Genomic DNA, 25475 nt, shown 5'->3' with positions numbered 1-25475 from the left:
CTGGCAGCGTTCTTCGACATCATGCGGACCCGCAAAGCGCTCGATGCCTTGCAGACCACCGAGCGCATCGACCGCCGCATGGCCAACCGCGCCGGAGGTTTCGATGCCCAGGCCGACCGCAATAAATACGGCGTCCAGGGGTCGACTTATGGCCGCGTGACGCTGTATGCCAATCCGCATGACCAGGTGATATCGGCGGTGACGGTGCGGGGCATTGGCTGGCTGGGGATCACCAATCGCGAAGAGTTCAACGAGATCGAGGCAACCCGGGCGCACGGCGTGCTGGTGCAGCGCGTGTTTGCCCAGGGTTTTCCGGTGGGAAAACCCGGCAAGTACCACTACTGGCATCACCACTGGCGCAAGCCAAAACCTGGCAGCCATGACTTCTGGATGCCCCACTCCAAGATCGCCCGTTACTCGATCAAGAAGGGATTGGAGGCCAGCGAATCGTTCATTGGCAGATTTTTCACCGTCGTCCTGGCGCCATTGTCCATGTTGGCAACCGCCCTTTCCAGACCACGGGTCAACGCCGTGCCGGAGGCGGACTGGGAGGTTCCCGTCAATGCGCCTGCGCTCCACCCGCCCTTCCTGCCAGAAAGCATGCGCTTCGGCCAGGTAAGCGCTGCCTTCGCCGATGTTCATGTTGACGATCTGCCAGNACCGCCCTTTCCAGACCACGGGTCAACGCCGTGCCGGAGGCGGACTGGGAGGTTCCCGTCAATGCGCCTGCGCTCCACCCGCCCTTCCTGCCAGAAAGCATGCGCTTCGGCCAGGTAAGCGCTGCCTTCGACCAGGGATATGACCCGCCCGGCGCTTCGCGCGATAGCAACCGGGTTCGGGAAGCTGGCGACCCGTATGCGGCCGTCCATAAAGCCCCGGACAACTCCACCGATGCGGCGCTGGGCGACAAGCGCGACGAGTCGTCACTGCGGTACGAACAGCACGCGATGCTGCGCTTGCGGGCCAAGCGGGAAAAACTGTATGCGGCGGATGCGCAGGTGGTCGAGGAGGATGACCCGTCAAAGGCGAGCGCGAAATACACGGCGTGGAGAACAGAACACATCAAGGTCAGCCTGGCGGAGACCGTGGATGCGGCGGCGACTGATCATTCGACGATATTTACCAATCCGATGCACTCGGAGCGGGCACTGGCTTATGACGTTGCTGTGGGGGTTTGCCAGATATCGGAAAAGGATATGAAACGATTCTTGAAATTTTCAGATTGGCGATATCTAACGGATGTAACAGACATTGAAAACGATCCCGATTCACAGCATTTCGAATCTGGAAGCATCGATGGGTTACCTGTAAGCAAATGGATAGCAAAGGCAGAGAACAATTTACTTATACCGAAAAAAATTGTTGATAGACGCAGTTAGAAATCAGATCAAAACAAGGGAGAAAAGAAATGCTTACTAACGTGGCCGCCAGCACGCTTTTATTATCTTTCGCTTTACTAACCGGGTGCAACATTCTTCCCTTGTATGAGAAAAATCCAGCAATGAAAGAAAAATCCACTATGACAACAGCGATAAAATCTAGTGTACAAGTCGTAGGAATGATCTGGCTAAACCCACTTCATCGTAAGGACTACCCAACTGAGTGGCAAACGTTATGGGTTATGGGCAAGGTGAAGCCGAACTCGGATGATGACATGTTGCGCAAGAAACCTTCCAACTACTCCACAGTGAGGTACGTGTCACTTATAGCCGATGGGAATGACGGTGAAACATCAAAATTTAATTACCATCGAGGATATCAATACGAGCTTATTGGTCTACTACACGACAACTATTATTCAGACCCGAACTATTTCTACAACGTCAACGGTATAAATCGAAAAACATTTTGGCGTGAGCTCGCTGGCATACGTGTTGAATATGCGTTGCCAGACAAGGATTTCGATGCTGAGGCGGCAGGGAAAAAGACGCAGCAGATTCTTCAAAATACCTTCGCCATGGGTAACCCAAGTCGTCCAACCTTATGGACTCGTGCAGAACCTCCTGACGTAAGAGTCACCGCCGGCGGCCCCAACGCCGGCTTCACGTCCCTTAAAGCCGCCATCGATTACCTCGAAACCCATCCCGACCGCACCGCGTGGGCCATGAGTTGGGACGCACCGAGTCGGCCGCTCGACCATCAAATCAATGAAAACCTGGTGGTGCTGGTACTGGCCGGGCCGACTTACAAAACCGGCCGCAGCGCGCTGGCCTGGATATCAAGGCCCGAAAACACGAACGTCGCGGACATCGGCGCCGGCGGCGATACGCCACGTGTTGTTCAGGCGTGGAAGGCCACCCTCAAGAAGGCCGCTCACAACGCCACCATCAAGCCAGACCAGATCGGCTACGTAATTCACGATGCCAATAACGCCCACCCTGATTCATCGCGCCGGCTTGGCCCACTGGCGCAAATGCTCACTACGGAAGTACCCGATCTGGACCTGCTCGAGCAATCGTTCAACACCCCTGCCCTGCTGGGAGAAATGGGCGCCGGTTCGGCATTGACCAATGTCGCGCTCGCCATCGGCTACGCAAACCACTTTGGCAAACACGTCGTTGTAGCGGGCACCACCGATCCCGAACGGCCAACCGCCGTAGTCATCTCGCCGCCAGCAGTGGTCCGCCCCATCAATCCGGACAAACCCTGGTTCCGCGCCCGTAGCATGAACGATGCCTATTTGCCGTGGTGGGGCTTGCGTGACGATGCGCCGGCATACCCGCAGGGCTACTCGAAATAGCAGGCAAGGAGCTGCCGTGGCAATATCAGCCGACCAAGACTGCGTGGCCTTCGCCAGGGGCAGCGCCCACACCGATTTCGATGCGACCCACTACGACATCCCGCACGCCTTGCCGTTGCCGGGCATCGTAATCCTCGTCCACGGCGTCAATTCCGATGGCGAGTGGTACGACGCCTGCGAACAGGGACTATGCGACGGTTTGAACACCCGGCTGGGGCGCAGGAACGACCAGATGAAGTATCCTGGGCCGGCCTCGGGGCAGCTCAAGGCCATCAAGTATGCGCAGGAATTGACGGGCGACGGCTTCATCAACCCCGAACTCAATTCCAACAATTTTTTCGACATGGGCAACGCCTGCTCGCCGGTGATCCGCTTCAGGTGGGGCTACAAGGCGAGCGGCGAAGAGTTGCAGGCGTTCGGCGACAAGATYTAYCTCAACGAACAAAACTACTGGGGCGGCGGCCCGTTCGCCAACGGCTGCACCTCGCTGCCCGACCTGTGGAACGAAGGGTTGTCGGAGAAGCTGTTCCTATGGATGCAGGTCCAGCACCTCAATCCGGTGAACGAACGCGAGGTGTACGCGTGCCCGCCACGCGGCTACTTCGTGCTGGCTGCGTATCGCCTGGCCAAGCTGGTCGAAGCGATCCGCAAGGCGCAAGCCGATGTGCCGATCACCATTGTCTGCCACAGCCAGGGGGTACTTCGTGCTGGCTGCGTATCGCCTGGCCAAGCTGGTCGAAGCGATCCGCAAGGCGCAAGCCGATGTGCCGATCACCATTGTCTGCCACAGCCAGGGCAATATGATCGGCATGGCGGCAGCGTTTCTCGGTGAACGGATGCCGCAKGTCACKGACGCCGATGGCAAAAGCGGCCCGTGCGTGGCCGACAAYTACGTCCTGGCCAATCCGCCTTACAGCCTGGTGAAAGACAACCTTTCCGAAGACTGGACCCAGCAAAACCTGGTGGACCCGCACGGYAAWACCSGGCGCCAGACCCATGCAGCGCGCATCGCTACGCTGGCAGCGTTCTTCGACATCATGCGGACCCGCAAAGCGCTCGATGCCTTGCAGACCACCGAGCGCATCGACCGCCGCATGGCCAACCGCGCCGGAGGTTTCGATGCCCAGGCCGACCGCAATAAATACGGTGACGATGGGGGCCTTGTTCTTGATGGCCTGGCGCTGNTCGACATCATGCGGACCCGCAAAGCGCTCGATGCCTTGCAGACCACCGAGCGCATCGACCGCCGCATGGCCAACCGCGCCGGAGGTTTCGATGCCCAGACCGACCGCAATAAATACGGCGTCCAGGGGTCGACTTATGGCCGCGTGACGCTGTATGCCAATCCGCATGACCAGGTCATCTCCGCAGTGACCGTGCGCGGCATCGGCTGGCTCGGGATCACCAATCGCGAAGAGTTCGACGAGATCGAGGCAACCCGGGCGCAGGGCGTGCTGGTGCAGCGCGTGTTCGCCCAGGGCTTTCCGGTGGGAGAACCCGGCAAGTACCACTACTGGCATCACCACTGGCGCAAGCCGAAAATCAAGAGCGACGACTTCTGGCTGCCCCACTCCAAGATCGCCCGTTACTCGATCAAGAAGGGATTGGAGGCCAGCGAATCGTTCATTGGCCGATTTTTCACCGTCGTCCTGGCGCCATTGTCCATGTTGGCGACCGCCCTTTCCAGACCACGGGTCAACGCCGTGCCGGAGGCGGACTGGGAGGTTCCCGTCAATGCGCCTGCGCTCCACCCGCCCTTCCTGCCAGAAAGNACCGCCCTTTCCAGACCACGGGTCAACGCCGTGCCGGAGGCGGACTGGGAGGTTCCCGTCAATGCGCCTGCGCTCCACCCGCCCTTCCTGCCAGAAAGCATGCGCTTCGGCCAGGCAAGCGCAGCGTTCGACCAAGGGTATGACCCGCCCGGCGCTTCGCGAAGCGTTAGCCGGGTGCGAGAGTCTGGAGATGGTTATGCCGGCGTCAATAAAGCACCAGACGGCACGACCGATACCGCACTGGGCAACAACCAGGACGAAGCGTCGCTACGTTACGAGCATCACGCGATGCTGCGACTGCGGGCCAAGCGCGAAAAGCGGTATGCAGCGGATGCCAAGGTGGTCGAGGAGGATGACCCATCAAAGGCAAGCGCAGAGTACACGGCCTGGAGAACGGAGCACATCAAGGTGAGTCTGGCGGAGACCGTGGATGCGGCGGCGACTGATCATTCGACGATTTTTACTAATCCGATGCATTCGGAGAGGGCACTGGCGTTTGATGTGAGTATCGGGGTCAGCAATATAACATCGGATCATCTTCGAAAATTATCGACACTCGCGGACTGGCGTTATTTAGATAAATTAAATTTTAGTCATAGCAAAAAAATGTCTGAGTATTTTGAGCGCAGCACAATTGATGACACAACCTTAAAAGAATGGATTCAAAGGCCCGACAACGAGGTGACAATTCCAGAAAATATTAAAGATTCGCGCGCGTAGACTGCACTGAGGTTTTATTAATTTCAATATATTGGACAAACATGAAATCGTTTATCTCCGTATCTGCGTTGATCACGTCACTGGCCACCCTGACGGGCTGCGTAACTTCCACCCAACATCCACGGTCCACAGAGGTAGAAGAGAAGCTATCCGATGAATTTACCGTGAGCGCCGCACCCGTAAAAGTAGCCGGAGTAATCTGGCTGAATCCATTACATCGCCGAGACTACCCAACAGAATGGCAGATCTTATGGACACTTGGCTTGGCTAAACCCAACGAGAACGACGATGTCAGGAAAAAATCGCCCGATGCTTTCTCCAAGGTTAAAGCTGTAGCATCGATCGCAAACGGGGACCGGGGTGAAACTCTGTTTTCTGAGTACCATGACCAATATCTTCATGAACTGATGAAAAGACTGCACGATAACTATTTTTCAGATCCCAACTATTTCTACAATGTCCATGGACTCGAAAGAAAAAATGAGTGGCGTGAACTGTCTGGAATACGAATAGAATATGCTGTCCCCGCTCAGAATTTTGATGCCATTATTGAAGGAAAGAAGGCCCGGGACTTTATTAGAAAGACGTTCGCGATTGGTAGCGTCCATCGTCCCACGCTATGGACCAAAAACGCCCCACCAGATCTCAGGGTGACAGCAGGCGGTGCCAACGCCGGTTTCAAATCGCTCGACGCAGCGATTCAATATCTCCAGGAAAACCCCGACAAAACCGCCTGGGCCATGAACTGGGATGCTCCCAGCCGTCCACTGGACGAACAAATCAACGAAAATCTGGTCGTGCTGGTGCTGGCAGGGGCCAAATATCAGACCGGCCGAAAAGCACTTGCCTGGGTTGGACGACCTGACATGGGCAACGTCAAGGACTTCGAAGCGAAGGATGGCGAATCGCGGTCGGCACAGTCCTGGAAAAAAACGCTGCACGCCGCCGCAAACAATGCCCAAATCGAGCCTGGGGAAATCGGTTACGTCATCCACGACGCCAACAACACTCACCCCGACTCCTCGACAAGAATCGCAGCCATGGCGCAAACCTTGACCACCGAGATTCCCGATCTGGAACTGCTCAAGCAATCGTTCAACACCCCGGCCCTGCTCGGAGAAATGCGCGCCGGTTCGGCGCTGACCAATGTTGCGCTTGCAATCGGCTACGCCAACCATTTTGGCAAGCACGTGCTGGTGGCGGGAACAACCGATCCTGAGCACCCCACTGCAGTGGTGGTCTCGCCGCCGGCGCAAGTGCGTCCCATCGATCCCGACAAACCCTGGTTCCGCGCCCGCAGCATGAACGACGCCTATTTGCCGTGGTGGGGATTGCGCGACGATGCACCCGCTTATCCACAAGGCTATTCAAAATAACCGAGCAAAAGGGGAACCTGCCATGAAAGGCGTCATCCGTCTCAACGACCCCACCAGCCACGGTGGCAAAGTCATTTCCGCTGCGCCCAACAGCAAGGTGCTGGGCGTCGCGGTCGCGCGGCAAGGAGATCAGTGCATCTGCCCGATCAAGGGACATGACAAATGCAAGATCGCCGAGGGCGATGCGAAAGTGCTGATCGACGGGGTGCCGGTGGCGTTCGAAGGGCACAAGACTACCTGCGGCGCCACGCTGATCTCCACAGTGTCCACGACAGGTCGCGGTTGAACATACCAGGACCTGTCAACTGCAGACGTTATCGAGCATCCAGACGCAGCGTAGGTCGTGCGAACGCAGGTGGCGACGACTGCGTCGCCAGCTTGAACACCCCCATCCGCTCACTGAGTGCCGCTGCCTGCTCCTGCATCGATTCGGCTGCCGCAGCGGCTTCCTCCACCAGTGCCGCGTTCTGCTGGGTGACCTGGTCCATCTGCGTGATGGCCTGGTTGACCTGCTCGATGCCGGCGCTTTGTTCCTGGCTGGCGGCGGTGATTTCGCTGACGATGTCCGCCACCCGCGTGATGCTGGCGACGATGTCGCCCATCGTGGCGCCGGCCTGGTCCACCAGCGCGGTGCCGGCGCCCACGGTCGCCACCGAGTCGTCAATCAGCACCTTGATGTCCTTGGCGGCGGCGGCCGAGCGTTGCGCCAGGTTGCGTACTTCGGAGGCGACTACGGCAAAGCCGCGTCCCTGCTCGCCGGCGCGCGCCGCTTCCACGGCTGCATTCAACGCCAGGATGTTGGTCTGGAAGGCGATACCGTCGATGACCGCGATGATATCGACGATCTTTTTCGACGACGCGTTGATCGACGCCATCGTGCCCACCACCTGCCCCACCACGTCGCCGCCCTTGACTGCGATCTGCGACGCGGACAGCGCCAGCCCCTTGGCCTGGCGCGCGTTGTCGGCGTTCTGCTTGACGGTGGCCGTCAGCTCTTCCATCGACGACGCGGTTTCCTCCAACGAGCTCGCTTGCTGCTCGGTGCGCGAAGACAGGTCCTGGTTGCCGGCCGCGATCTGGCTCGACGCGGTGGCGATAGTGTCGGTGCTGCCGCGCACCTGGCCCACCAGGCGTTGCAGACTGTCGTTCATGTGCTTGAGCGCTGCCATCAACTGGCCGCTCTCGTCGCGCGAGGTCACGCGCACGTCGGCGGTGAGGTCGCCGTCGGCCACCCGGCGCGCCACGTCCACCGCGTGCTGCAGCGGACGCGAAACGATGCGGGCGATCCAGGCCGCCAGCAGCATACCGATCACGATGCTCGCTGCCAGCAGGCCGATGGCCTGGTTGCGCGCGGACAGGTACTGCGCTTCCGCCGCATCGCTGGCAGCATCGCCCTGGTCCTGGGCGCGCTGGGCGATCTTGTCGATCACGTCGGCGGTCTGGTTAATCAATTTGAAGGAGCGGCCTTCGGCAATCGCCAGCACCTCGTCGCGGCGGTCCTGCTTGCGCAACTCGACCATTTTTGCGCGTTCCACCGCGTAGTCTGCACGCACGGCTACCAGTTGCGCCAGCAACTGGCGATCTTCCTCGGTGGTGACGGTGCCCTGGAACTGGCCTTGCAGCTTGTCCACCTTGGCCACCATGCGCGCGATCATGTCGTCGTATTTTTCCACGCGCGCCGGATCGCTCGACAGCAGCTGCTCCATCTCGTAGCGGCGCGTGGTGTTGAGCGCCGCCTTGAGGGCCAAGATGTAGCGCATGCTCGGCAGCGACTGCGACGACAGCAGGTTGGACGCGGTATTGAGCCGGCCCATGCTGGCGATCGTCACCACGCCCAGCACCAGCGTCAGGGCCAGCACCGCGCCGAACGACAGGAATAACTTTTTACTGATTTTAAGATCGTAAAACCATTGCATGATAATGTCCGTTCGATTCGGTTAAGGGGCGGCTTTGCCTTGACGCCGGCGGCGCGCCAGCAGTACCAGCGCGACGATCACCGCCAACACCGCCAGCGCCATGCCAGTACGGGCCAGCAGCAACAGCGACGAGGTTTCACCGCCGGCGCGCAGCGTGCGCACGCGCTGCTCGTCGATGGTCACGCGGCTTCCGCCGAAGGTGGCCATCACGTAGTTGGTCAGTTCGGCCACTTCGCGGTCGGTCAGCTCGTCCTCGAAGCCGGGCATGCCCTGCCGATGCTCGGGCCACACGCCTTCCAGGACCGCCATGCCGACGTTGTCGGCGTTCGGGTGGCGCAGCGACGGGTGGTTGCGCAGCGCCGGCAAACCGCGCACGCCGTCGCCGTTCACCTGGTGGCAGGCGGCGCAGTTGTTGCGGTACAGGCGTTCGCCGGCGCCGATCTTGCCAGCCATCTCGGCGATGTCGCTCGACGGCAGCGCCGGCACGTTGGCCGGCGTGGCGGCCTTGCGTGCAGTACCCGGCAAGTCGGTCAGGTACACCGAGATTGCCTTGATGTCCTGCGCATCCATCTTCGAAAAGCTCTTGTCGATCGCTTCGAGCATCGGGCCGCCGGCTGTGGCGCCGTTCGGCGCATGGCCGGTCGCCAGGTACGCTTGTAGCGCGGCCTGGTCCCAACCGCCATCGGACAAGGCGCCCGGGCTGATATCGGGCGCATACCAGGTGCCGAGCGAGCCGCCGCGCAGGTACTGCGCAGCGTCTTCCGCCATCAGGAAATTGCGCGGCGTATGGCACGTAGCACAATGGGCCAGTCCTTGCGCCAGGTAGGCGCCGCGGTTCCACTCCACCGATTTTGACTTGTCGGCCACGTAGGGCTTGTCGTCCAGATACAGCGCATTCCACACCGCCATCGACAGGCGGATATTGAACGGGAATGGCAGCTTGGTCACCTGCGCCGGCACATCGTTGGCGGCCACGCCGTGCATGAAGTACGCGTACAAGGCGGCGGTATCGTCATCGGTCAGCTTGGCGTACGCGGTGTATGGCATGGCCGGATACAAGTGGCTGCCATCGGCGCGCACGCCGGTGCGCACCGCGCGGCTGAACTGCTCGAGCGTGTATCCGCCGATGCCGGCTTTGACGGACGGCGTGATGTTGGTCGAATAGATGGTTCCAAGCGGGCTGGCGATTGCCAGTCCGCCCGTGTACTCGGGCCGGCCGGCGGCGCTGTGACAGGCGATGCAGTCGCCGGCCACGGCCAGGTTCTTGCCGCGTTCGATCAGCGCCGGAGTGGCGCCGTCGGCGGCATGCGCGTACGACGCACCGGTGGCAGCAAGCACCAGGCCGGCGGCAGCGGCCACGCCGGCACGAAGAACATCACGACAGAGCTTAAGCATGGCGCGCCTCCGACAAGATCTTGTCCGCAGTGCGCAGGGCCAGCGCCACGGCGGTGAGCGTGACGTTACACGTGCCCACCGTGGGCATCACGCCGGTACCAACCATGTACAGGTTGGGATGGTCGTGCGCGCGGCCGAACGGATCGGTCACGCTGTTCTTTTCGTCCTTGCCCATCGAAAGCGTACCGGTGATGTGCTGGCGGTTGCTGAACGCACCCTCTTTGCTATGCTTGATGTTGGTCGCCCCCAGTTGTTTGGCGATTTCGTCATATCGCTTGCGCGTCTCCGCCGTGCCCTTCTTGACGTAGTCGTCGATGTCCCAATAAATGCGTGGCGTAGGCAGGCCCAGCGCGTCCTTTTTGTCGCTCAGGGTCACGCGGTTGTCCGGGTCGGGCAGTTGCTCGAGCGCGTTCTTGATGCTCATGCGGCGCGAGGCGCGGTCGCGGATCGCGCCTTCGAGCTTGACGCCGTAGTAGCCGGCGCCAATCAGCTCCTTGGTCACCGATGCCACCTGCGACGAATTCGAGATATCGATGCGGAACGGCGCATGTTCGCGGCGGAAGTCGCCGTCGCGGAACTGGCCGATCGAGCACGGGCTCACCGGGCCACGGCCAGGCCAGATCGGTTCATCGACATCGAACGTGACGCCGATGGCCGGATGGTCGCACAGGTTGCGGCCCATCTGGTCGCTGCGGTTGGCCAGGCCGTTCGGGAATTTCGGGCTGGCGGACATCAGCAGCAGCTTCACCGATTCGATGGCGTTGGCGGCGATGACGAAGGTCTTGGCCGTGACGCGGTGGCTGGTCTTGTTCCAGTCGTAGTAGTTCACCGCCGTGATGGCGCCCTGGTCGTCGTGTTCGAGCTTGTACACCACCGCTTCGGTGATGGTGTGGACGCTGGCCTTTTCGGCGCTGGTGGCGGCGATGCCGCCGTGGTACTGGGCGTCGATCGGGCACACCGGCATGCAGTTGTTGTTACCGCAGCAGGCCGGGCGGCCGTCGAAGCTGCGGCTGTTGCGCGCGGTGCAGTCGTCGAGCACCTTGAACTCAGGCGCCAGGCGCTCGGTCACGCGCTGCTGGAAGTACGATGCCGGCACCGGCTCCATCGGGAACGGCTTGGAGCGCGGCGAACCGGTATCGAGCGAACCGCCCACGCCGGAAATCACTTCCGCCTCGTAGTAGTACGGTTCCAGTTCCTCGTAGCTGATCGGCCAGTCCTTGCCCACCCCATACAGCGACTGGGTCTTGAAGTCGGACGGCAGGTAGCGCCACATCTGCGCCGCCCAGTGCCAGCTGGTACCGCCCAGCATGCGGATGTACTGGGCCTGGAACGCGTGCGGTCCCACCTGCTCGATGTACTTGTTCGCTTCCGGCGTGAATACCGGGTGCGGCGACATTTCCGAAAATGGATACGGCGCCATGAAGTCGGATTTGAAGGCGGAATGGCGATAGCGCTCCACCAGTTCGCCGCGACCCACGCGCGGACCCGATTCGAGCATCAGCACCGAGCTGCCGGCCAGCGCCAGCTTGCGCGCCAGCAGCGCGCCGCATATACCGCCACCGATCACGCAAATGTCGGCAGAATTGATAGTGTTCATATAGATTATTTAAATGAGGTGATCACGGTTTCGCGGACCAGCTGCCGCAAGGCCCGTACGAATAGCTCGGCGGCACGAGGACGTCGGCCACGGCCCGGTTGGACAAGGTCTCGACGTACGCCACGCACACCGATTTCTTGCCCTTGCCGACCACGCCCAAGTACCAGCCCTGGAGGATGGCCTGCGCCAGTGCCTGTTCGGCCTTTTGCGCTTCCGCGAACGCCGTCTTGTCGTCCTGCGCCAGCGCCTCGCCGGCGCCCAGCGCGGCTTTCAGACTGGCCAGCTCGGTATCGATCTCTGGCGAGTTCCTGGCGAAGGCCTGGTACAAGGCCAGCGCCAGCGTGGGGTTGATCTCGGCCTCGCCGGTCAGCGTGCGCGAGACGGCGATAAAGTCCTTTAGTCCCTGTCCTGCCGGCGCCAGCGCGGCGCTGGCGCGGGTGGACAGCAGCAACTGGCTGGCTACGCCGGACAGCGCCAGCGCGCCCAGCGCCTTGAGCGCGCCGCGCCGCGAAGTGAGAATGCTATGCATATCGGTTCCTTAAACGGAGGCAGCGCGCTTGCGGCGGCGCAGGACAAAGACGATCACCAGTGCCAGGACCAGCACACCCAGCACCGCGCCGGCACGGGCCATCATCAACAGGTGCGATTGCGGCCCCCCCTGGCGGATTTCCGCCACGGCCTTTGGCGTGATGGTGGCGGCAGCCTGGCCGGGACCGAATTGCGCCAGCATGTAGTTGGCCAGCGCTGCCACCTCGGTATCCGACAGGTGGTTGACCGCATTGGCCTGCTCGCCGAACGGCGGCATGAACACGTGGCCCTCAAGCGTTTTGCGGTCCACGCCTAGCAGGATCGTCGCCAGCAGGTTGCTGGTGTTGACAGTGGCCGAGTTGTGGAACAGGCTAGGATAGTAGCGATCCTTGGTGCCCTGGCCGTTGAAGCCGTGGCACGATGCGCAGTTGGCCGAGAAGATCTGTGCGCCCAGGTTGGCGCCCTTGACGTTTTCGGCGTAGCTCACGCCACGGATCTTGTCCAGTGCATTACCCGATTTACCTTGCTCGAAGCGCGACAGGCCGACGGCCTGGTCGGCATCGCCCACAGCGGCCGGCAGCGACTTGATGTACACGGCAATCGCCCGCAGGTCGGCAGGTTCCAGGTGGCTGAAACTGAGGCTGATCGCCTCGGCCATGCTGCCCGCCGCCTGCGCCTTGCCGGCCACGCGGCCCGTTTGCAGGTACTGCACCACTTCGTCCTCGGTCCAGGCGCCGATGCCGGCCACCGGGTGCGAGGTGATGTTCGGTGCATACCACGGCCCCACTTGCGCGCCGGCGAGGTGGCGCGACTTATCCTCCTGCATCAGCATGCCGCGCGGCGTGTGGCAGGTGGTGCAGTGGGCGGCGCCTTCGGCCAGGTACTGGCCGCGCAGCCACTGCGCCGAACGCTCCGGCTCCGCCTTCAACGGCTGGTCGTCGAGGAACAGCGCGTTCCACACCTTCATCGACTGGCGGATATTCATCGGGAACGGCAGACTGGTCTCGGTCGTGGCCTTGTCCACCGCCGGCACGCCCTGCATGAAGTACGCGTACATGGCATTGACATCGGCGTCGGTCATTTTGGCGTATGCGGTGTACGGCATGGCCGGGTATAGCATCTGGCCGTCGGCGCGCACGCCCTTGCGCACCGCGTCGCTGAACTGCTGCGCGGTGTACTTGCCGATGCCGTGCTGTTTCGATGGCGTGATGTTGGTGGAGACGATGTCGCCCACCGGCGACGACATCACCAGGCCGCCGGCCATCGGCTGGCCATGGTGCGCCGTGTGGCATGCCATGCAGTCCGAGGCCGTGGCCAGGTATTTGCCGCGCGCGATGGTGGCCGCGTCGAATTGTGGCGCCGGCGCCTGGGCCAGCGCGGCGGCCGACCACATCGCCGACGTCAGAACCACGGCTGCGCTCAAGGATTTAAACAGTGCTTTCATTACGCCCCCTTCATCTGGCGCACCATCGCGTCGGCGGCCTTGAAGGCCAGCGACACCATGGTGATGGTGCTGTTGCCGCAGGCCGTGCTGGCCATGGCGCCGCCACCGGGCAGGAACAGGTTGTCATGGTCGTACGCGCGGCAATCGGCATCGACCACGGAATCCTTGTGGTCGAGGCCCATGATGGTGCCGCCCATGATGTGCTTGCTCTGGTTGAACTGGGGACTGAGCTTGATGTCGGTCGCGCCCATGGCCTGGGCGATGCGTTTGCCGATCGGAACCGAATACACCTCGGCCGACTTGCGCGTGTAGTCACCGACGTCGTAATGGATCGCCGGTTTCGCCAGACCGAGCCAGTCCTTCTTGTCGGACAGCGTCAGGCGGTTGTTCGGATCGGGCAGCACTTCGTGCGCCAGCACCACGTCGGCCGTGCACGCGGTCATGCGGCGGATTTCGGCGTCGAGCGCTTTACCGACCAGGCCTTTTTTCAGCGCACCGAACGTCACAAAACGGTTGCGCGCAAAGTTATTGAAACGGAAGTACGCGCCCGCGTGCGCGCTGCGGAACGCACCCTGCGAGGTTTCCATGATGCCGCTGTTGACCACCGGTCCCACGCCGGCCCAGTAAGGCTCGGCCAAGGTCAGGGTCATGGTCAGCTGCGGGTGGTCCATCATGTTGCGTCCCACCTGGTCGGAGCTGTTGGCCAGGCCCTTGGGGTTGCGCGCATTGGCCGACATCAGGAGCAGCTTCGGCGTCTCGATGCCGTTACAGGCCAGCACGAACAGCTTGCCCGTCACGCGGTGGCTGGCCTTGTTCTGGTCGAAGTAATTGACCGCGATGACGCGGTTGGCGCCATCGGTTTCCAGGCGATAGGCCACGGCATTCGCGGTGATTTTCGCGCCCTTGGCTTCGATGCGCGACAGCGCGGTGGCGGCGTCGTACTTGGCGCCTACCGGGCATACCGGCACGCAGTTGTTGTTGGCGCAGCAGGCCGGGCGATCGTCGTACGACGTGCCGCTGTTGCGGGCCTGCGCGGTCGGAATATTGCTGTAGCCGAGCGTTTTCACTACTTCGGTAAAGCGCTGCTCGCCGGGGCCGAACGGCAGTGGTGGCATCGGGTAAGGCTTCGAGCGCGCGGCGCCTTCCGACAGCGGCGGCCATTGTTCGGCCGGTTCGGACGGACCGCAGATGCCCAGCGCGTATTCGGTGCGGGTGTAGTACGGTTCCAGCGTCTTGTAGTCGATGGCCCAGTCGCGGCCCACGCCGTACAGGGTTTTCAGGCGCATGTCTTCGGGCGTCAGGCGCCAGCAGGTGCCGGCCCAGTGCCAGGTGGAGCCGCCCGCATAACGGATATAACTTTGCGCGTAACGGTCGGGGCCCGACAGTTGCAGGTACGAGTCTTCCTTGGTTTCGTTGGACGGCATCGGGTGCGGCGCCCAGGCGGCCGGCGGGTAGCACGACGACGGATCGCCTTTCAGGGCCAGTGGCAGGTTGCGGAAGTTTTCGACCACTTCGGCGCGCGAGACGCGCGGGCCGGCTTCGAGCATCAGCACGGTCAGGCCGGCGTCGAGCAGGGTTTCGGCAATCGATACACCGACGACGCCGGTGCCGACGATGACCACGTCGGCGCTAGTTGGGTTGGACATTGTGTGTTCCTTCGATCAGAAGATCGGCATGTTGGACAGCGGCACGATCGGACGGCTCCACAGGTTGGGACCGGAGAAACCGTACGACGGCATCGCCACGGTATCGGCCGTGGTCTTGTAGGTGAGCGCGTGTTCGAACGTGAACAGCTGCGCATCTTTTTTCGGCGACGAGCAGCCCGAGTACCAGGCGAAGATCACCCAGTAGGCGAATTCCTGCAGCGGTCCTTCCGGGATGTCGCCGAAGAAGTCTTCGACCTGCCTGGCCTGTTTCGCCTGCGCCAGCGCGGCGATGGACGTCATTATCTGCGCCGCTTGCGGATACTTGGTTGCGGCGGCGGCGGCAATGCGCGCGCCCACCGCTTCGTCGAGCTGGTGGTTGATCAGCAGCTTCGATATTTCCAGAAACTGGGCCGGAGATGCAGTGGTACCCACGCCCCACGCGGGCAGCGCGCCCCAGGTCACCCATGCGCCGGATACGGCAGTTGCGCCCAGCAGGAATTTGCGTCTAGATAGTGCCATTGTGTTACCTCTATGCGGTCGATGCCCGCGCCACACACAGGCGGCACGGGTCAGGCGGGAGACTTAGAACGAATGACGCAGGCCAATGGAGAACATGGTCTGGTGGGCGCCATCACCAACCAGGCCCGCCTGCGACGTGCCGATCACGGCGTCCGCATCGATCACGGTGCGGCCGTTGGCAGCCAGGGTCTGGCCGCTGGCGCGCTGTACCGCTTCCAGCAAGTACACCGAGGTGCGCTTGGTGAACCAGTACGCCTGTTGCAGCGCGAACTGGCGGTAGCGGGCGCCGTCGGTGATGCCGTTGGCGCGGTTGGCCTGGGTATAGGTGTAGCCCGCGCCCAGCAGCCACGGGGTGGACGTTTGCCATTGCGCCAGCAGCGCGCCGGTGTTGAAGATGGCCTTGTCGCGGAACACCGAAGTCGCATTCGGCGTGTACTGCACATTGCTCACCGAGCCGCCGAGGCTCACTGCGCCCATCTGGTAACGGGTGCCGGCGGCCAGGAACTGGATGTCGCGCGCCGACAGGTAGCCGGCGTTGACCGGCGACTTGCTGAAGCTGCCCGCCGTGGTGGCGTCCCAGTTCAACTGGTTGGGGCCGTTTTTCAGCAGCTGGTAGCCGATCGCGTGGTGCCACTGGCTGCCGTCGAACTTGACCGAGGCGGCCGCCGAACCGCCGCTGCCCGTGTGGCCGGCCTGCTCGCCCGAAGCGACCATCGCACTGCCGGTGAAGCCGTGCATGGTAGGCGACGTGTACTTGATCGAGTTGTTGTGGCGGATCGTGATGTCGAAGCCGTCGATATCGCCCGGGTGGTCGCCGGCCGAACCGGTCACAATCGGCACCGGACCCAGTGCGTTCAGGGCGTCGAAGTACGACGAGTACTGGCGGCCCATGGTCAGCGTACCGAGCTTGTTGTTGGTCAGGCCGATGAACGCGGCGCGGTTGAACAGGCTACCCGCCTGGCCGGCGGTGCCGTCGTCGGTATTGAAACCTGCTTCGAGCTTGAAGATCGCCTTGGTGCCACCACCCAGGTCTTCGCTGCCCTGGAAGCCGACGCGGTTGCCGTCCTTGGGACCGGAGCGCATATAGGTCTTGGCGCCGCCCGGCAGGTGGTCCACGCGGGTCACGGCCACGTCAACGATGCCGTAGATGCTGACGTTGGAGGCGTTCGATTGCGCGGCAGCGGTGCCACAGGCGGCGGACAGCAGCATGCCGCCCAGGATCAGGTTGTGAGTTTGCTTCATATGTCATGGCAACCGCGATTCCTGGCCCGGCTTCCAGGCGGAACAACGGTTGCATCATCTCCAAAAGGGTCGCAGAGCGACAAAAAATAGGCAGCGCCTATTGTTTGACGCCGCCCCCAGGACCGAGCACCCGCTCGACCAGAATCACGATCGCTGGTGTAACCAGCGCGATATACATATTGTCGATACCCCAGGGATCCCCCAGCAGGTACCAGACGGTGGTAGCCACGCTCGATGCCAGCAGCCCCCACATGGCGCCCCGCCTGCCGCCGAACCATGGCAGATACAGGCCGATCACGGCCACCACGGAAATCGACAGGCGCAAGGCGCGCGTAAAAAACGACAACTGCAACAGGCCGGGCGCAAAGAATACGAACACCAGCGGCACCAGCCCGATCGCCAGGGCCATCCACCGCGTGGCGCGGAATTCGCGCTCCGGCGAGGGCTGGCACAACGGCACATAAAAATCACGCACCACCAGCGAGGCGATCGCCAGCGACACGGTGCTCACGCCGGCGAAGATCGCCGCCACCAGCGACACGGCCACAAACCCGGCCAGGTACACATTCATGCCCTGCATGAAGACCGGCAGCGCATATAAACTGGGCAGGTCCGGGTACAGGTACCGCGCGGCAACGCCAATCAGCCCCAGCGCGATTCCGATCGGCAGCGCCAGCCAGCCCGCGATAAACGTCGCGCGGCGTGCCGCGTTGGCGCTCCGGGTCGAGGAAATCGCCTGGATGATGTATTGCGTCGAGAAAATCGCGCCGACATTCCCGATGAAAAACGCCACGATGGTCGGTGCGCCAATGGCACCGTCCCACGTGAAATACCAGGGCGGCAACGTCGCCACCATCGGCGCCACGCCGCCGCTCAATTTCAATGCCACCGCCAGCACCACCAGCACGCCGAGGTACTTGACGCCGCTGTGCAGGAGCGTCACGTACGCCACGCTCTTCATGCCGCCAAAGGCGAAATAGAACGTGCTGACCGCCGCGATCACGAACGCCGCCATCGGCAAACTCACCTGCAACACCGTGGCAATCGCCGCCGCGCCGCTGATGTAGTTGCCCACGTTGACCAGCAGCAGCGCGTAAATCATGATCAGCGAGACGATCATCTGGGTGGCGCGGCCGTAGCGCTGGAAGATCGCACCGGAGATCGTGTACTCGCCCGAGTTGTACAACCTGCGCGCCAGCAGCAGCCCGAATATCGGGAAGCCGATCGCCGCGCTCAGCACCGCCCACGACGCCGCCATTCCTGACTCGAACGCCGCCTGCGCGGTGCCCACGGTGGACTTGGCGCCCACGAACTCGGAGACCATCAACACGCCCACCACCACCGCCGGCATGGTGCGCGCGCCCACCATGAATTCGCTGGCAGTCTTGCTGCGCGTGCGCGCGGTCAGCCATCCCGTCAGGGCGATGTACGCCACCACCATCGCCACGATGATGGTGGTGCCCGTGAATCCGGCGGCGCCCATGATGGCCATCGGCGCAGCCTAGCGGCCCTGGCCGGCGTAACCGCCGGTCGCCTGCAAGGACTTCGATAACTGCCCCGCTGCCACCACCACGCCGGCAATCGTGTTCTCCTCGAACTGGCGCAAGGTGCTGCGGTGCGCCGGCGCGGCCACGCTCAGCGACGCCACCGGCAGGCCGTCGATGTCGAGCACCGGCGCCGCCATCACGTACAGGCCGGCCACGGTTTCCTGGTTCGACACCGCGTAGCCGGTCGCGCGGATCTGCGCCAGGCGCTCGAGCAGGGCGTCGATGTCGGTCAGCGTGGTTTCCGTCAGCTTGACCAGCGGCTGGCCGCGCAGCACCTTCACTTGCTGGTCCTGCGGCAGCCAGGCCAGGATCGCCTGCCCCACCGCGCTCGAATAGGCCGCCACCCGGCTGCCGATCCGTACATCCACGCCCAGTTGCGTGAGCCCCGCCTGCACCCGCTCCACGTACACCACGCTGCTGCCATCGAGCACGCCGATCGACGCCGCCTCGTTCACCTCGCCCACCAGCCCGCGCAGGACGGGCCGCGCCAGCGTGCGCAAGTCCGACCGCGCGATGGCGTGAAAGCCCAGGTCCAGCACATTCAGCGACAGCCGGAACAGCCGGCTGTTGTCCACCTTGTCCACGTAGCCGAGACCGACCAGCGTGTTGAGGAAGCGGAACGCGGTGGCGTTGTCGAGCCCCGCCTTGCGCGCCACCTCGGCCATGGTCAGTTCCGGCTCCTGCGCCGTGAAGGCCTGCAATACCTTGAAACCCTTGGCCAGGGACTGCACCGTGTTTTTCGGATCGGCAGGCGCCGCTTTGGTCGATTCTGTCGGTCGGGTCATGCTGCACTCCATCAAGTTCGGAGTGCGAATTATAGTTTGATTCAGCGGTCGAATGATGGCTCCCTGGCAAAAGACAGGGATAAATATTCGGAATGCGAACTTTTATTCGACAAATTCAGCGAACCAGAGCCGGTGAATGCCGGCCAAGACCATGCTGATATTATTCGGATAGCGAACTTTAATTCGTGAAATAAAATTATAGGCCGCTTTGTTGCAAACCTCAAGTTAAAACGTCAACCTGCCAGCACCCGGCCCAGCTCCGCGTGGTCAACCGGTTTGACAAAATGGTGGTCGAATCCGGCGACCTTCGACATTACCCGGTCATGCGCCTGGCCGTAGCCGGTCAGCGCGATCAGCAGCTTGTTGGCGGTGCCAGCCTGGGCGCGCAGCCGGCGCGCCAGTTCGTAGCCGTCCATGTCGGGCAGGCCGATGTCGAGGATGAACGCATCCACCTCGTGGCTGGCGCTGGCGCGCAGCGCGGTTTCGGCGTCCTCGAAAATCAGTACCTGGTGGCCCTGCGCTTCGAGCAGCGCGCCGAGCGTGCGGCCGGCGTCCTGGTTGTCGTCCACGACCATCAGGCGCAGGCTGCGGCCCTCGGGCACCATGGTTGGCAGCGGCGCCGCGGACGGCGCCTGCGGGGCGACCGCCGCCGGCGGCAACAGCGGCAGCAGGATGGTGAAGGTACTGCCCTTCCCCGCGCCGTCGCTGGCGGCTGCCGCGCTGCCGCCGTGCAGCACGGCGATGCTTTTCACCAGCGCCAGGCCCAGACCGAGGCCGCCCTGGGCCCGGTCCGGGGTACGCTCGGCCTGGGCGAACAGATCAAACACGCGCGGCAGCAGTTCGGCCGACATGCCGATGCCGTTGTCGGTCACGGACATGGCCACTTCGCCACTGTCAGCGCGGGCTTCCAGCGCCAACACCACTTCGCCGCCCTGCGGCGTGTACTTGGCGGCGTTGTTGAGCAGGTTGGCCAGCGCCTGCACCAGCCGCGTCCGGTCGCCGCGCACGTGCAGCTGGCCCGGCGGCAGGCGCAACACCAGCGCGTGGTGGCGCGCTTCGAGCAAGGGGCGCGACTGTTCGACAGCGCCGTTGACGATGGCCATCAGCTCCAGGTCCTGCTGTTCGAGCTGCACCAGCCCGCGCGTTACGCGCGACACATCGAGCAGATCGTCCACCAGGTCGGTCATGTGTTTGACCTGGCGGATGATGATGTCGCTGGCGTGCTGGATCGGTTTCTCGTGGCTGCCGCGCAGCTTGAGCAGCTGGGCGGCGGTGCTGATCGGTGCGAGCGGGTTGCGCAGCTCGTGGGCCAGCATGGCCAGGAATTCATCCTTGCGCTGGCTGGCCTGGCGCCACTCGGTTTCCGCCAGCTTCTGTTCGTGGATGTCGGTACAGGTGCCCATCCAGCGGATGATGTGGTCGGTGTCACCGCGTATCGGCAAGGCGCGCGCCAGCACCCAGTGATAGCGCCCCGAGAAATGGCGCAGCCGGTACTGGATTTCGTAGGTCTCGCCGGTGGCCAGGCACTGCTGCCACAGCGCCCAGGCGCGGGGCTGGTCGTCAGCGTGCAGCAAACCGTTCCAGGCCTCGCCGTGGGTGGAACCGGGCGGCACGCCGGTAAAATCGTACCAGCGCTGGTTGAAGTAGTCGTGCATGCCGTTGGGCAGCGTGGACCACACCATTTGCGGCATGGCGTTGGCGATGGTGCGAAACCGCGCCTCGCTGGCGCGCAGCGCACTCTCGCTGCGCAGCCGTTCGCTGGTGGAGCGGGTGCGTTCGGCCACTTCGCGGATCAGGGCCAAGTCGTCCTCGCTCCAGCAGCGCGGCTGGTCGCTGGTGACAAAGATCATCGCTACCAGCGTGCCGCGCTCGATCACCGGCACATCGACAAAAGCGCCGGCGTGGCGGGCCTTGAGTTTGACGGCCATGTCGCGCGTGCGCGGATCGAAATCGACATCGTCGATGGCAATCAGTTTGCCCTGGCTAAGTTCTTCGAGAAAATTACCGTAGTCGCTGAACCTGAGCGTGGTCGGCGGCGCCTGCAAGCCTGGCGCGGACCAGTCGCGCGCCACGGTAAAGGTCTCCGTGTCGAGATCGACGCTGCCGTACCCCACCCGGCTCGCGCCCAGGGTCTCGCCCAGGATCACACAGGCCCGCATCAGCAGATCGTCGGGCTGGCGTACGCTGCGCGCGGCGTCGCCCAGGCGCACCAATGCATGGCGCCGCAGTTCGCGCAGCACGCGGTCGGTGACGTCGATACCCTGGACCAGGATGCCGGTCACCAAGCCGTCGCCGTCGCGCACCGGCTGGTAGACGAAATCGATGTGGCGCTCGGTGGCGGGACTATTTGCCGTGGCGGGCATCAGGTAGCGGGTGCCATTGGCGGCATACTGTTTGCCGCTGCGGTACACCTCGTCGAGCAGCGTGATGAAGCCCTGGGCCACCGCTTCGGGCAGGCCTTGTGCCACGGTCTGGCCCAGCACCTGGCGCTGGCCGATCAGTTGCAGGAAGCCGGAATTGACGAAGGTGAAGCGGTGCTCCGGGCCTTCGAGCATGGCCATGAACACGGGCGCCTGCTGGAACAGCTCGGCCATCGAATGATGGTCGCGAATGGTCTGCGCCTGGGCCACCAGTTCCGAGCGCATCTGGGCAGCCTGATCGGCCTCGTGCACGCGCTGGGTGACTTCCTCGGCGTGCTGGATCACGTAGCGCACCTCGCCGTCGGCGCCCAGTACCGGCACGTGCACCGGTTTCCAGTAGCGCTCCACGAAGCCCACGCCATCTTCGGCCGGCACGTCGTAGCGCTGGATCGGCAAGGTGTCGGGCGCCTTGGTCTGTATTACGCGCGCAATCGCCGCGCCGATATTGGCCGAGCCATCCGGCTGGTCAAGATCGGGATTATCGGGAAACGCATCGAACAGGTGGCGACCCAGCAACTGCGCGCGCCGGGCACCGGTGGCGCGCAGGTGGGCGTCATTGACTGCCACGATCACCAGATCGGGCGTGACCGCCAGGCATGGCGTGGGCACGGCATCGAACAGCGCCGTGAAATCGGCATCGGGCGCAAACGCGGCGGGCGAAACGGACGGATCGATGTTGCTCACTGGACTGGCCTGGCGGAGGATGGACCGACAGTCTACCGCAAGCAATCGCTTGTCGTCACACCCGAGACCGCTTACAGGCGCCTAATGCGGATCACCGGCCGGGCGTGCTAACATCGCCAATTAGAAACTCTTGCCCTGACCAGACATGAAGCACCGGCTATTTCTGTTTGACCTCGACGACACCCTGCTCGATTTCCGCGCCTCCGAACACCTCTCGTTCCAGCACACCATGCAGGTGCTGGGCCTGGACACCCTCCCCGACGGCCTGTTCAGCCAGTACCAGGCGATCAACGTGGCGCTGTGGCGCAGCCTGGAACTCGGTGAAGTGACCGCCGAGTTTCTCAAGGTCGAGCGCTTCCGCATGACTTTCCTGGCACACCAGATGGACCTCGATCCCAAGGAAGCGAGCGACATCTACCTGGCGTCGCTGGCCAACTCGGTGGTGCTGATCGACGGCGCCAGACAGGTATGCGAAACGCTGGCTGCGATCGGAGAAGTGGGCATCATCACCAACGGCGCGGAACATATCCAGCGGCTGCGCATCGCCAGTTCCGGCCTGCAGGATTACATTTCCTTCGTGGCCACCTCGGAAGGCTCCGGCCACGCCAAGCCCGACGTGCGCTTCTTCGAGTATGCGGCAAAGATGGCCAAGCCGTTCAGCCAGGACCAGGCCATCATCATCGGCGACCGCCTCGACGCCGACATCCTCGGCGCCAACCGCTACGGCATCGACAGCTGCTGGTTCAACCGCGACCGGCTGGCCAATACGTCGCAGGCGGTGCCCACGTTCGAGGTGGCCGCGTTGGACCAGATCGTGCCCATCCTTGCATAAGATTAGCGGCCGCGGAAGCGCTGGATGGCCGCATCGACCATGCCTTCGGCGCTGCCGCTGCGATCGTATTGCTGGCGCAGGTAGTGGGCGTCGCTGCCTTCGTGGGTGGCGCGCACCAGGTGCTGCAACCCTTCGGTGCCGCCCAGTGTGACGCCATACGGTTCCATCTTGCGCAGCGTGGTCAGGATATCCTCGCGCAGCGACAGGCTTTCGTAGGTTTTCGGGTGCACCAGCGTGCCATCAAGGCCAAAGCGGCAGGCCTGGAAACGGTTGTAGTTGTAGACCAGGTAGTCGTCCTCGGCCGGCGCCTCTTCGCGCCGTTCCAGCAGGTAGGCGCACAGCGCCTGCAGGTACGCCGCCAGCGCGGCAGCGCGTTCCACCGTCAATGGCGTATCGCATACGCGCAGTTCGATGGTGCCGAACTCGGGCTTGGGGCGGATGTCCCAGTAAAAGTCCTTCATGCTCTTGATCACGCCCGTGTGTTCCATCTTGGCGAAATACTCGTGCTCGAAACTGTCCCAGCTGAGCGTGAACGGCGCCCGGCCGCTCATCGGGAACGCGAACACCGAGTTCAGCCGCGCCGAATTGAACAGCGTGTCGTTACCCTGCACGAACGGCGACGACGACGACAGCGCGATAAAGTGCGGCACGTAACGGCTCAGCGAGTGCAGCAGGAACAGCGCATCGTCACCGTTGGCGCAGCCGACATGCACGTGCTGGCCGAAAATGGTGAACTGCTTGGCCAGGTAACCGTACAGCTCCGACACTTCCTTGAAACGCGGCTTGGAGAAGATGCGCCGCTCCGACCATTTCTGGAACGGATGGGTGCCGCCGCCGCAAATGCCGATATTGAGTTGCTCGCCGGCCTGCACCAGCGTGTCGCGGATCACCTGCAACTGCGCAACCAGCTCATTGTGGCGGGTGTGGACGTCGCTGTTAATCTCGATCATGCTCTCGGTGATCTCGGGCGTGACGTTGCCGGGAAACGGTTTGCGGCCCAGCAGGTGCAGCAGGTCGGGACTCGAAGCGGTAAGGTCGTAGTCGGACAGGCTGACCAGTTGCAGTTCCAGCTCCACGCCCAGGGTCAGCGGCTCGGAGTTGTTAAATTTTTCCAATGACATCTCAAATCTCCTTCTTGGTCGTTTCGGCAGCCCAGATCAGGGCGCGCTGGGTGAAGATCGGTCCCAGCACTTCCAGCACCAGGGTCATGGCAGCCAGCGCGGCCAGCTCGTCGACCAGCACGATACCCATGTAGCGGGTTTGCTCGAGCAGCAGGGTGACGAACACCGACATCGGCGCCAGCGCCACGCCGGTCAACATGCCCTTGCGCCACGAAATACCACCCACCTTGGCAAACACGGTCACGCTGGCCGTTTTGACCAGGAAGCGCGCCAGCAGCAGCACCATGCCGAGGCCGGCGCCTTCCACCACGCGGCTCCACTCCAGGGTTGACACGGCAAATACGAACAGCAGCACAGTCAGCAGCTCGCCGATGCCGCCGAAGTTGCGCTCGGTACGGCTGAACGCGACGCGACTGTGGCGCGCGGCCAGGCCGAACGTGAGCGTAGCGAGCACCGGTGACACCTCGAACGCGGACGAACCGGCCACCAGCAGCACCACGCCCAAAGCAAACGCGATGGTGCCATCCTGCGCCAGCGCGCCCAGGCGGCGCAGCACGGCCGGCACCAGGAAGCCGAGGATGGCACCCATGGCGGCCGAAATCAGCAACTCGATCAGCGAGTGCGAAACCGCTTGCGTCAGGCTGCCCGAGGTTTCAAATACCCAGAAACCGACCACGACCTTGAAGACAAACACGGCCAGCACGCAGTTGATGGCCACCAGGTGCAGCAAGCGCTCGGTGACCTGCCCCGAACTGTTCTGCTCGTTAATCACGCGCAGCACGCCGGCCGGCGACGTGGACATGGCCAGCGAAGCGAGCAACAGCGACGTCAGCGACGGCATGCCGGACAGCGTGGCGATCAGGTACACCACCCCAAAGGTGGCGGCCGATTCGACCAGCCCGGTGACCAGGATCCAGGGATTGATGCCCAACCAGCGCAAATTGATGCGGTAACCGAATTCGAACAGGATCAGGCCAAAGGCAAAGTTGGCCAGGGTGGTGACGGTGCTGGACGCGCCGCTGGCAAGCGCTTCGGGAAACGCCTGCGATAACAGGAAACCGACGATGCCGTACACGCTGATGCGCGGCAGCTGGGTCCAGCGGTGTATGAATTCGCCCAACAGCCAGGCAAGAGCGATGGCAAGCGGCCAACCAAGGTCGGCCAGGATGACCTGGAATTCCGGCATGTAGT

The 25475-nt window shown here is 62.9% G+C and carries 20 protein-coding genes; 7 read left to right on the top strand and 13 right to left on the bottom strand.

Features of this window, described 5'->3' with window-relative positions:
• Positions 1-659 precede the first annotated feature (659 nt).
• From ASF04_RS18180 to ASF04_RS18155, 6 genes are all read left to right on the top strand, one after another.
• Positions 660-1379 (top strand): DUF3274 domain-containing protein (locus ASF04_RS18180; RefSeq protein ID WP_162241453.1); only part of this gene is annotated, 720 nt, incomplete at its 5' end.
• Positions 1380-1408: 29 nt separating this feature from the next.
• A complete protein-coding gene (locus ASF04_RS18175) occupies positions 1409-2740 on the top strand; it encodes a hypothetical protein (RefSeq protein ID WP_229205101.1) in 1332 nt (443 codons plus the stop codon).
• 16 nt (positions 2741-2756) lie between these two features.
• Positions 2757-3572, top strand: a complete 816-nt coding sequence (locus ASF04_RS28295) for a hypothetical protein (protein ID WP_307140915.1) — start codon at positions 2757-2759, stop codon at positions 3570-3572.
• Between the two features lie 940 nt (positions 3573-4512).
• A partial coding sequence (locus ASF04_RS28290) for a DUF3274 domain-containing protein (RefSeq protein WP_229205100.1) occupies positions 4513-5232 on the top strand: 720 nt, incomplete at its 5' end.
• Between the two features lie 41 nt (positions 5233-5273).
• On the top strand, positions 5274-6608 hold the full coding sequence (locus tag ASF04_RS18160; RefSeq protein ID WP_229205099.1) for a hypothetical protein: 1335 nt from the start codon (positions 5274-5276) through the stop codon (positions 6606-6608).
• A 22-nt stretch (positions 6609-6630) separates the two neighbouring features.
• Complete coding sequence (locus tag ASF04_RS18155; RefSeq protein WP_056144616.1) at positions 6631-6894, top strand: PAAR domain-containing protein; 264 nt, start codon at positions 6631-6633, stop codon at positions 6892-6894.
• 28 nt (positions 6895-6922) lie between these two features.
• Here the strand turns inward: ASF04_RS18155 and ASF04_RS18150 are convergent, their stop codons facing one another.
• The 11 genes from ASF04_RS18150 to ASF04_RS18100 form a co-directional block, all read right to left on the bottom strand.
• Positions 6923-8524, bottom strand: coding sequence for a methyl-accepting chemotaxis protein (locus tag ASF04_RS18150; protein ID WP_056144614.1), 1602 nt, complete (start codon positions 8522-8524; stop codon positions 6923-6925).
• Positions 8525-8545: 21 nt separating this feature from the next.
• Positions 8546-9919: a cytochrome c gene (locus tag ASF04_RS18145; protein WP_056144610.1), complete on the bottom strand. Its 1374-nt coding sequence runs from the start codon at positions 9917-9919 to the stop codon at positions 8546-8548.
• Positions 9912-11516, bottom strand: coding sequence for a GMC family oxidoreductase (locus tag ASF04_RS18140; RefSeq protein WP_056144607.1), 1605 nt, complete (start codon positions 11514-11516; stop codon positions 9912-9914). Before ASF04_RS18140 ends, ASF04_RS18145 begins: the two co-directional genes overlap by 8 nt.
• A 22-nt stretch (positions 11517-11538) precedes the next feature.
• Positions 11539-12045, bottom strand: coding sequence for a sugar dehydrogenase complex small subunit (locus ASF04_RS18135; protein WP_056144604.1), 507 nt, complete (start codon positions 12043-12045; stop codon positions 11539-11541).
• Between the two features lie 9 nt (positions 12046-12054).
• Positions 12055-13488 carry a cytochrome c gene (locus ASF04_RS18130; protein ID WP_056144602.1) on the bottom strand — a complete coding sequence of 478 codons (1434 nt, stop codon included), beginning with the start codon at positions 13486-13488 and terminating at the stop codon, positions 12055-12057.
• Positions 13488-15134: a GMC family oxidoreductase gene (locus ASF04_RS18125; RefSeq protein WP_056144600.1), complete on the bottom strand. Its 1647-nt coding sequence runs from the start codon at positions 15132-15134 to the stop codon at positions 13488-13490. Before ASF04_RS18125 ends, ASF04_RS18130 begins: the two co-directional genes overlap by 1 nt.
• Positions 15135-15149: 15 nt before the next feature.
• Complete coding sequence (locus ASF04_RS18120) at positions 15150-15653, bottom strand: sugar dehydrogenase complex small subunit (protein ID WP_056144598.1); 504 nt, start codon at positions 15651-15653, stop codon at positions 15150-15152.
• A gap of 63 nt (positions 15654-15716) precedes the next feature.
• Entirely contained in the window at positions 15717-16895 is a 1179-nt protein-coding gene (locus tag ASF04_RS18115; RefSeq protein ID WP_056144596.1) for a porin, read from the bottom strand.
• Between the two features lie 97 nt (positions 16896-16992).
• Positions 16993-18378, bottom strand: coding sequence for a sodium:solute symporter family protein (locus ASF04_RS18110; protein ID WP_056144781.1), 1386 nt, complete (start codon positions 18376-18378; stop codon positions 16993-16995).
• 18 nt (positions 18379-18396) lie between these two features.
• The gene (locus ASF04_RS18105) at positions 18397-19227 is read right to left on the bottom strand and encodes an IclR family transcriptional regulator (RefSeq protein ID WP_056144595.1); all 831 of its coding nucleotides are present in this window, start codon (positions 19225-19227) and stop codon (positions 18397-18399) included.
• Between the two features lie 233 nt (positions 19228-19460).
• Positions 19461-22331, bottom strand: a complete 2871-nt coding sequence (locus tag ASF04_RS18100; RefSeq protein ID WP_056144589.1) for a PAS domain-containing protein — start codon at positions 22329-22331, stop codon at positions 19461-19463.
• Positions 22332-22476: 145 nt separating this feature from the next.
• Here ASF04_RS18100 and ASF04_RS18095 point away from each other — a divergent pair, with 145 nt between their 5' ends.
• Positions 22477-23163: a YjjG family noncanonical pyrimidine nucleotidase gene (locus ASF04_RS18095; protein ID WP_056144587.1), complete on the top strand. Its 687-nt coding sequence runs from the start codon at positions 22477-22479 to the stop codon at positions 23161-23163.
• A gap of 2 nt (positions 23164-23165) precedes the next feature.
• Here ASF04_RS18095 and ASF04_RS18090 read toward each other — a convergent pair whose 3' ends face one another.
• Together ASF04_RS18090 and ASF04_RS18085 are read right to left on the bottom strand one after the other, a co-directional pair.
• Entirely contained in the window at positions 23166-24284 is a 1119-nt protein-coding gene (locus ASF04_RS18090) for a YbdK family carboxylate-amine ligase (protein WP_019922431.1), read from the bottom strand.
• Between the two features lies 1 nt (position 24285).
• Positions 24286-25470 (bottom strand): cation:proton antiporter, encoded by a 1185-nt coding sequence (locus ASF04_RS18085; protein ID WP_056144583.1) that lies wholly within the window; start codon positions 25468-25470, stop codon positions 24286-24288.
• Positions 25471-25475 lie beyond the last annotated feature (5 nt).

This window comes from Duganella sp. Leaf61, assembly GCF_001421905.1.
GTDB lineage: Bacteria > Pseudomonadota > Gammaproteobacteria > Burkholderiales > Burkholderiaceae_D > Rugamonas > Rugamonas zoogloeoides.
This window is presented reverse-complemented; position numbering and strand designations above follow the sequence as displayed.

What these genes read in the sequence shown, in the direction of transcription:
- ASF04_RS18090 (WP_019922431.1), bottom strand. Translation starts at nt 24,284, where the DNA reads ATGTCATTGGAAAAATTTAACAACTCCGAGCCGCTGACCCTGGGCGTG.
- ASF04_RS18115 (WP_056144596.1), bottom strand. Translation starts at nt 16,895, where the DNA reads ATGAAGCAAACTCACAACCTGATCCTGGGCGGCATGCTGCTGTCCGCC.
- ASF04_RS18125 (WP_056144600.1), bottom strand. Translation starts at nt 15,134, where the DNA reads ATGTCCAACCCAACTAGCGCCGACGTGGTCATCGTCGGCACCGGCGTC.
- ASF04_RS18105 (WP_056144595.1), bottom strand. Translation starts at nt 19,227, where the DNA reads ATGACCCGACCGACAGAATCGACCAAAGCGGCGCCTGCCGATCCGAAA.
- ASF04_RS18130 (WP_056144602.1), bottom strand. Translation starts at nt 13,488, where the DNA reads ATGAAAGCACTGTTTAAATCCTTGAGCGCAGCCGTGGTTCTGACGTCG.
- ASF04_RS18150 (WP_056144614.1), bottom strand. Translation starts at nt 8,524, where the DNA reads ATGCAATGGTTTTACGATCTTAAAATCAGTAAAAAGTTATTCCTGTCG.
- ASF04_RS18140 (WP_056144607.1), bottom strand. Translation starts at nt 11,516, where the DNA reads ATGAACACTATCAATTCTGCCGACATTTGCGTGATCGGTGGCGGTATA.
- ASF04_RS18120 (WP_056144598.1), bottom strand. Translation starts at nt 15,653, where the DNA reads ATGGCACTATCTAGACGCAAATTCCTGCTGGGCGCAACTGCCGTATCC.
- ASF04_RS18155 (WP_056144616.1), top strand. Translation starts at nt 6,631, where the DNA reads ATGAAAGGCGTCATCCGTCTCAACGACCCCACCAGCCACGGTGGCAAA.
- ASF04_RS18160 (WP_229205099.1), top strand. Translation starts at nt 5,274, where the DNA reads ATGAAATCGTTTATCTCCGTATCTGCGTTGATCACGTCACTGGCCACC.
- ASF04_RS18085 (WP_056144583.1), bottom strand. Translation starts at nt 25,470, where the DNA reads ATGCCGGAATTCCAGGTCATCCTGGCCGACCTTGGTTGGCCGCTTGCC.
- ASF04_RS18145 (WP_056144610.1), bottom strand. Translation starts at nt 9,919, where the DNA reads ATGCTTAAGCTCTGTCGTGATGTTCTTCGTGCCGGCGTGGCCGCTGCC.
- ASF04_RS18110 (WP_056144781.1), bottom strand. Translation starts at nt 18,378, where the DNA reads ATGGGCGCCGCCGGATTCACGGGCACCACCATCATCGTGGCGATGGTG.
- ASF04_RS18135 (WP_056144604.1), bottom strand. Translation starts at nt 12,045, where the DNA reads ATGCATAGCATTCTCACTTCGCGGCGCGGCGCGCTCAAGGCGCTGGGC.
- ASF04_RS18175 (WP_229205101.1), top strand. Translation starts at nt 1,409, where the DNA reads ATGCTTACTAACGTGGCCGCCAGCACGCTTTTATTATCTTTCGCTTTA.
- ASF04_RS18095 (WP_056144587.1), top strand. Translation starts at nt 22,477, where the DNA reads ATGAAGCACCGGCTATTTCTGTTTGACCTCGACGACACCCTGCTCGAT.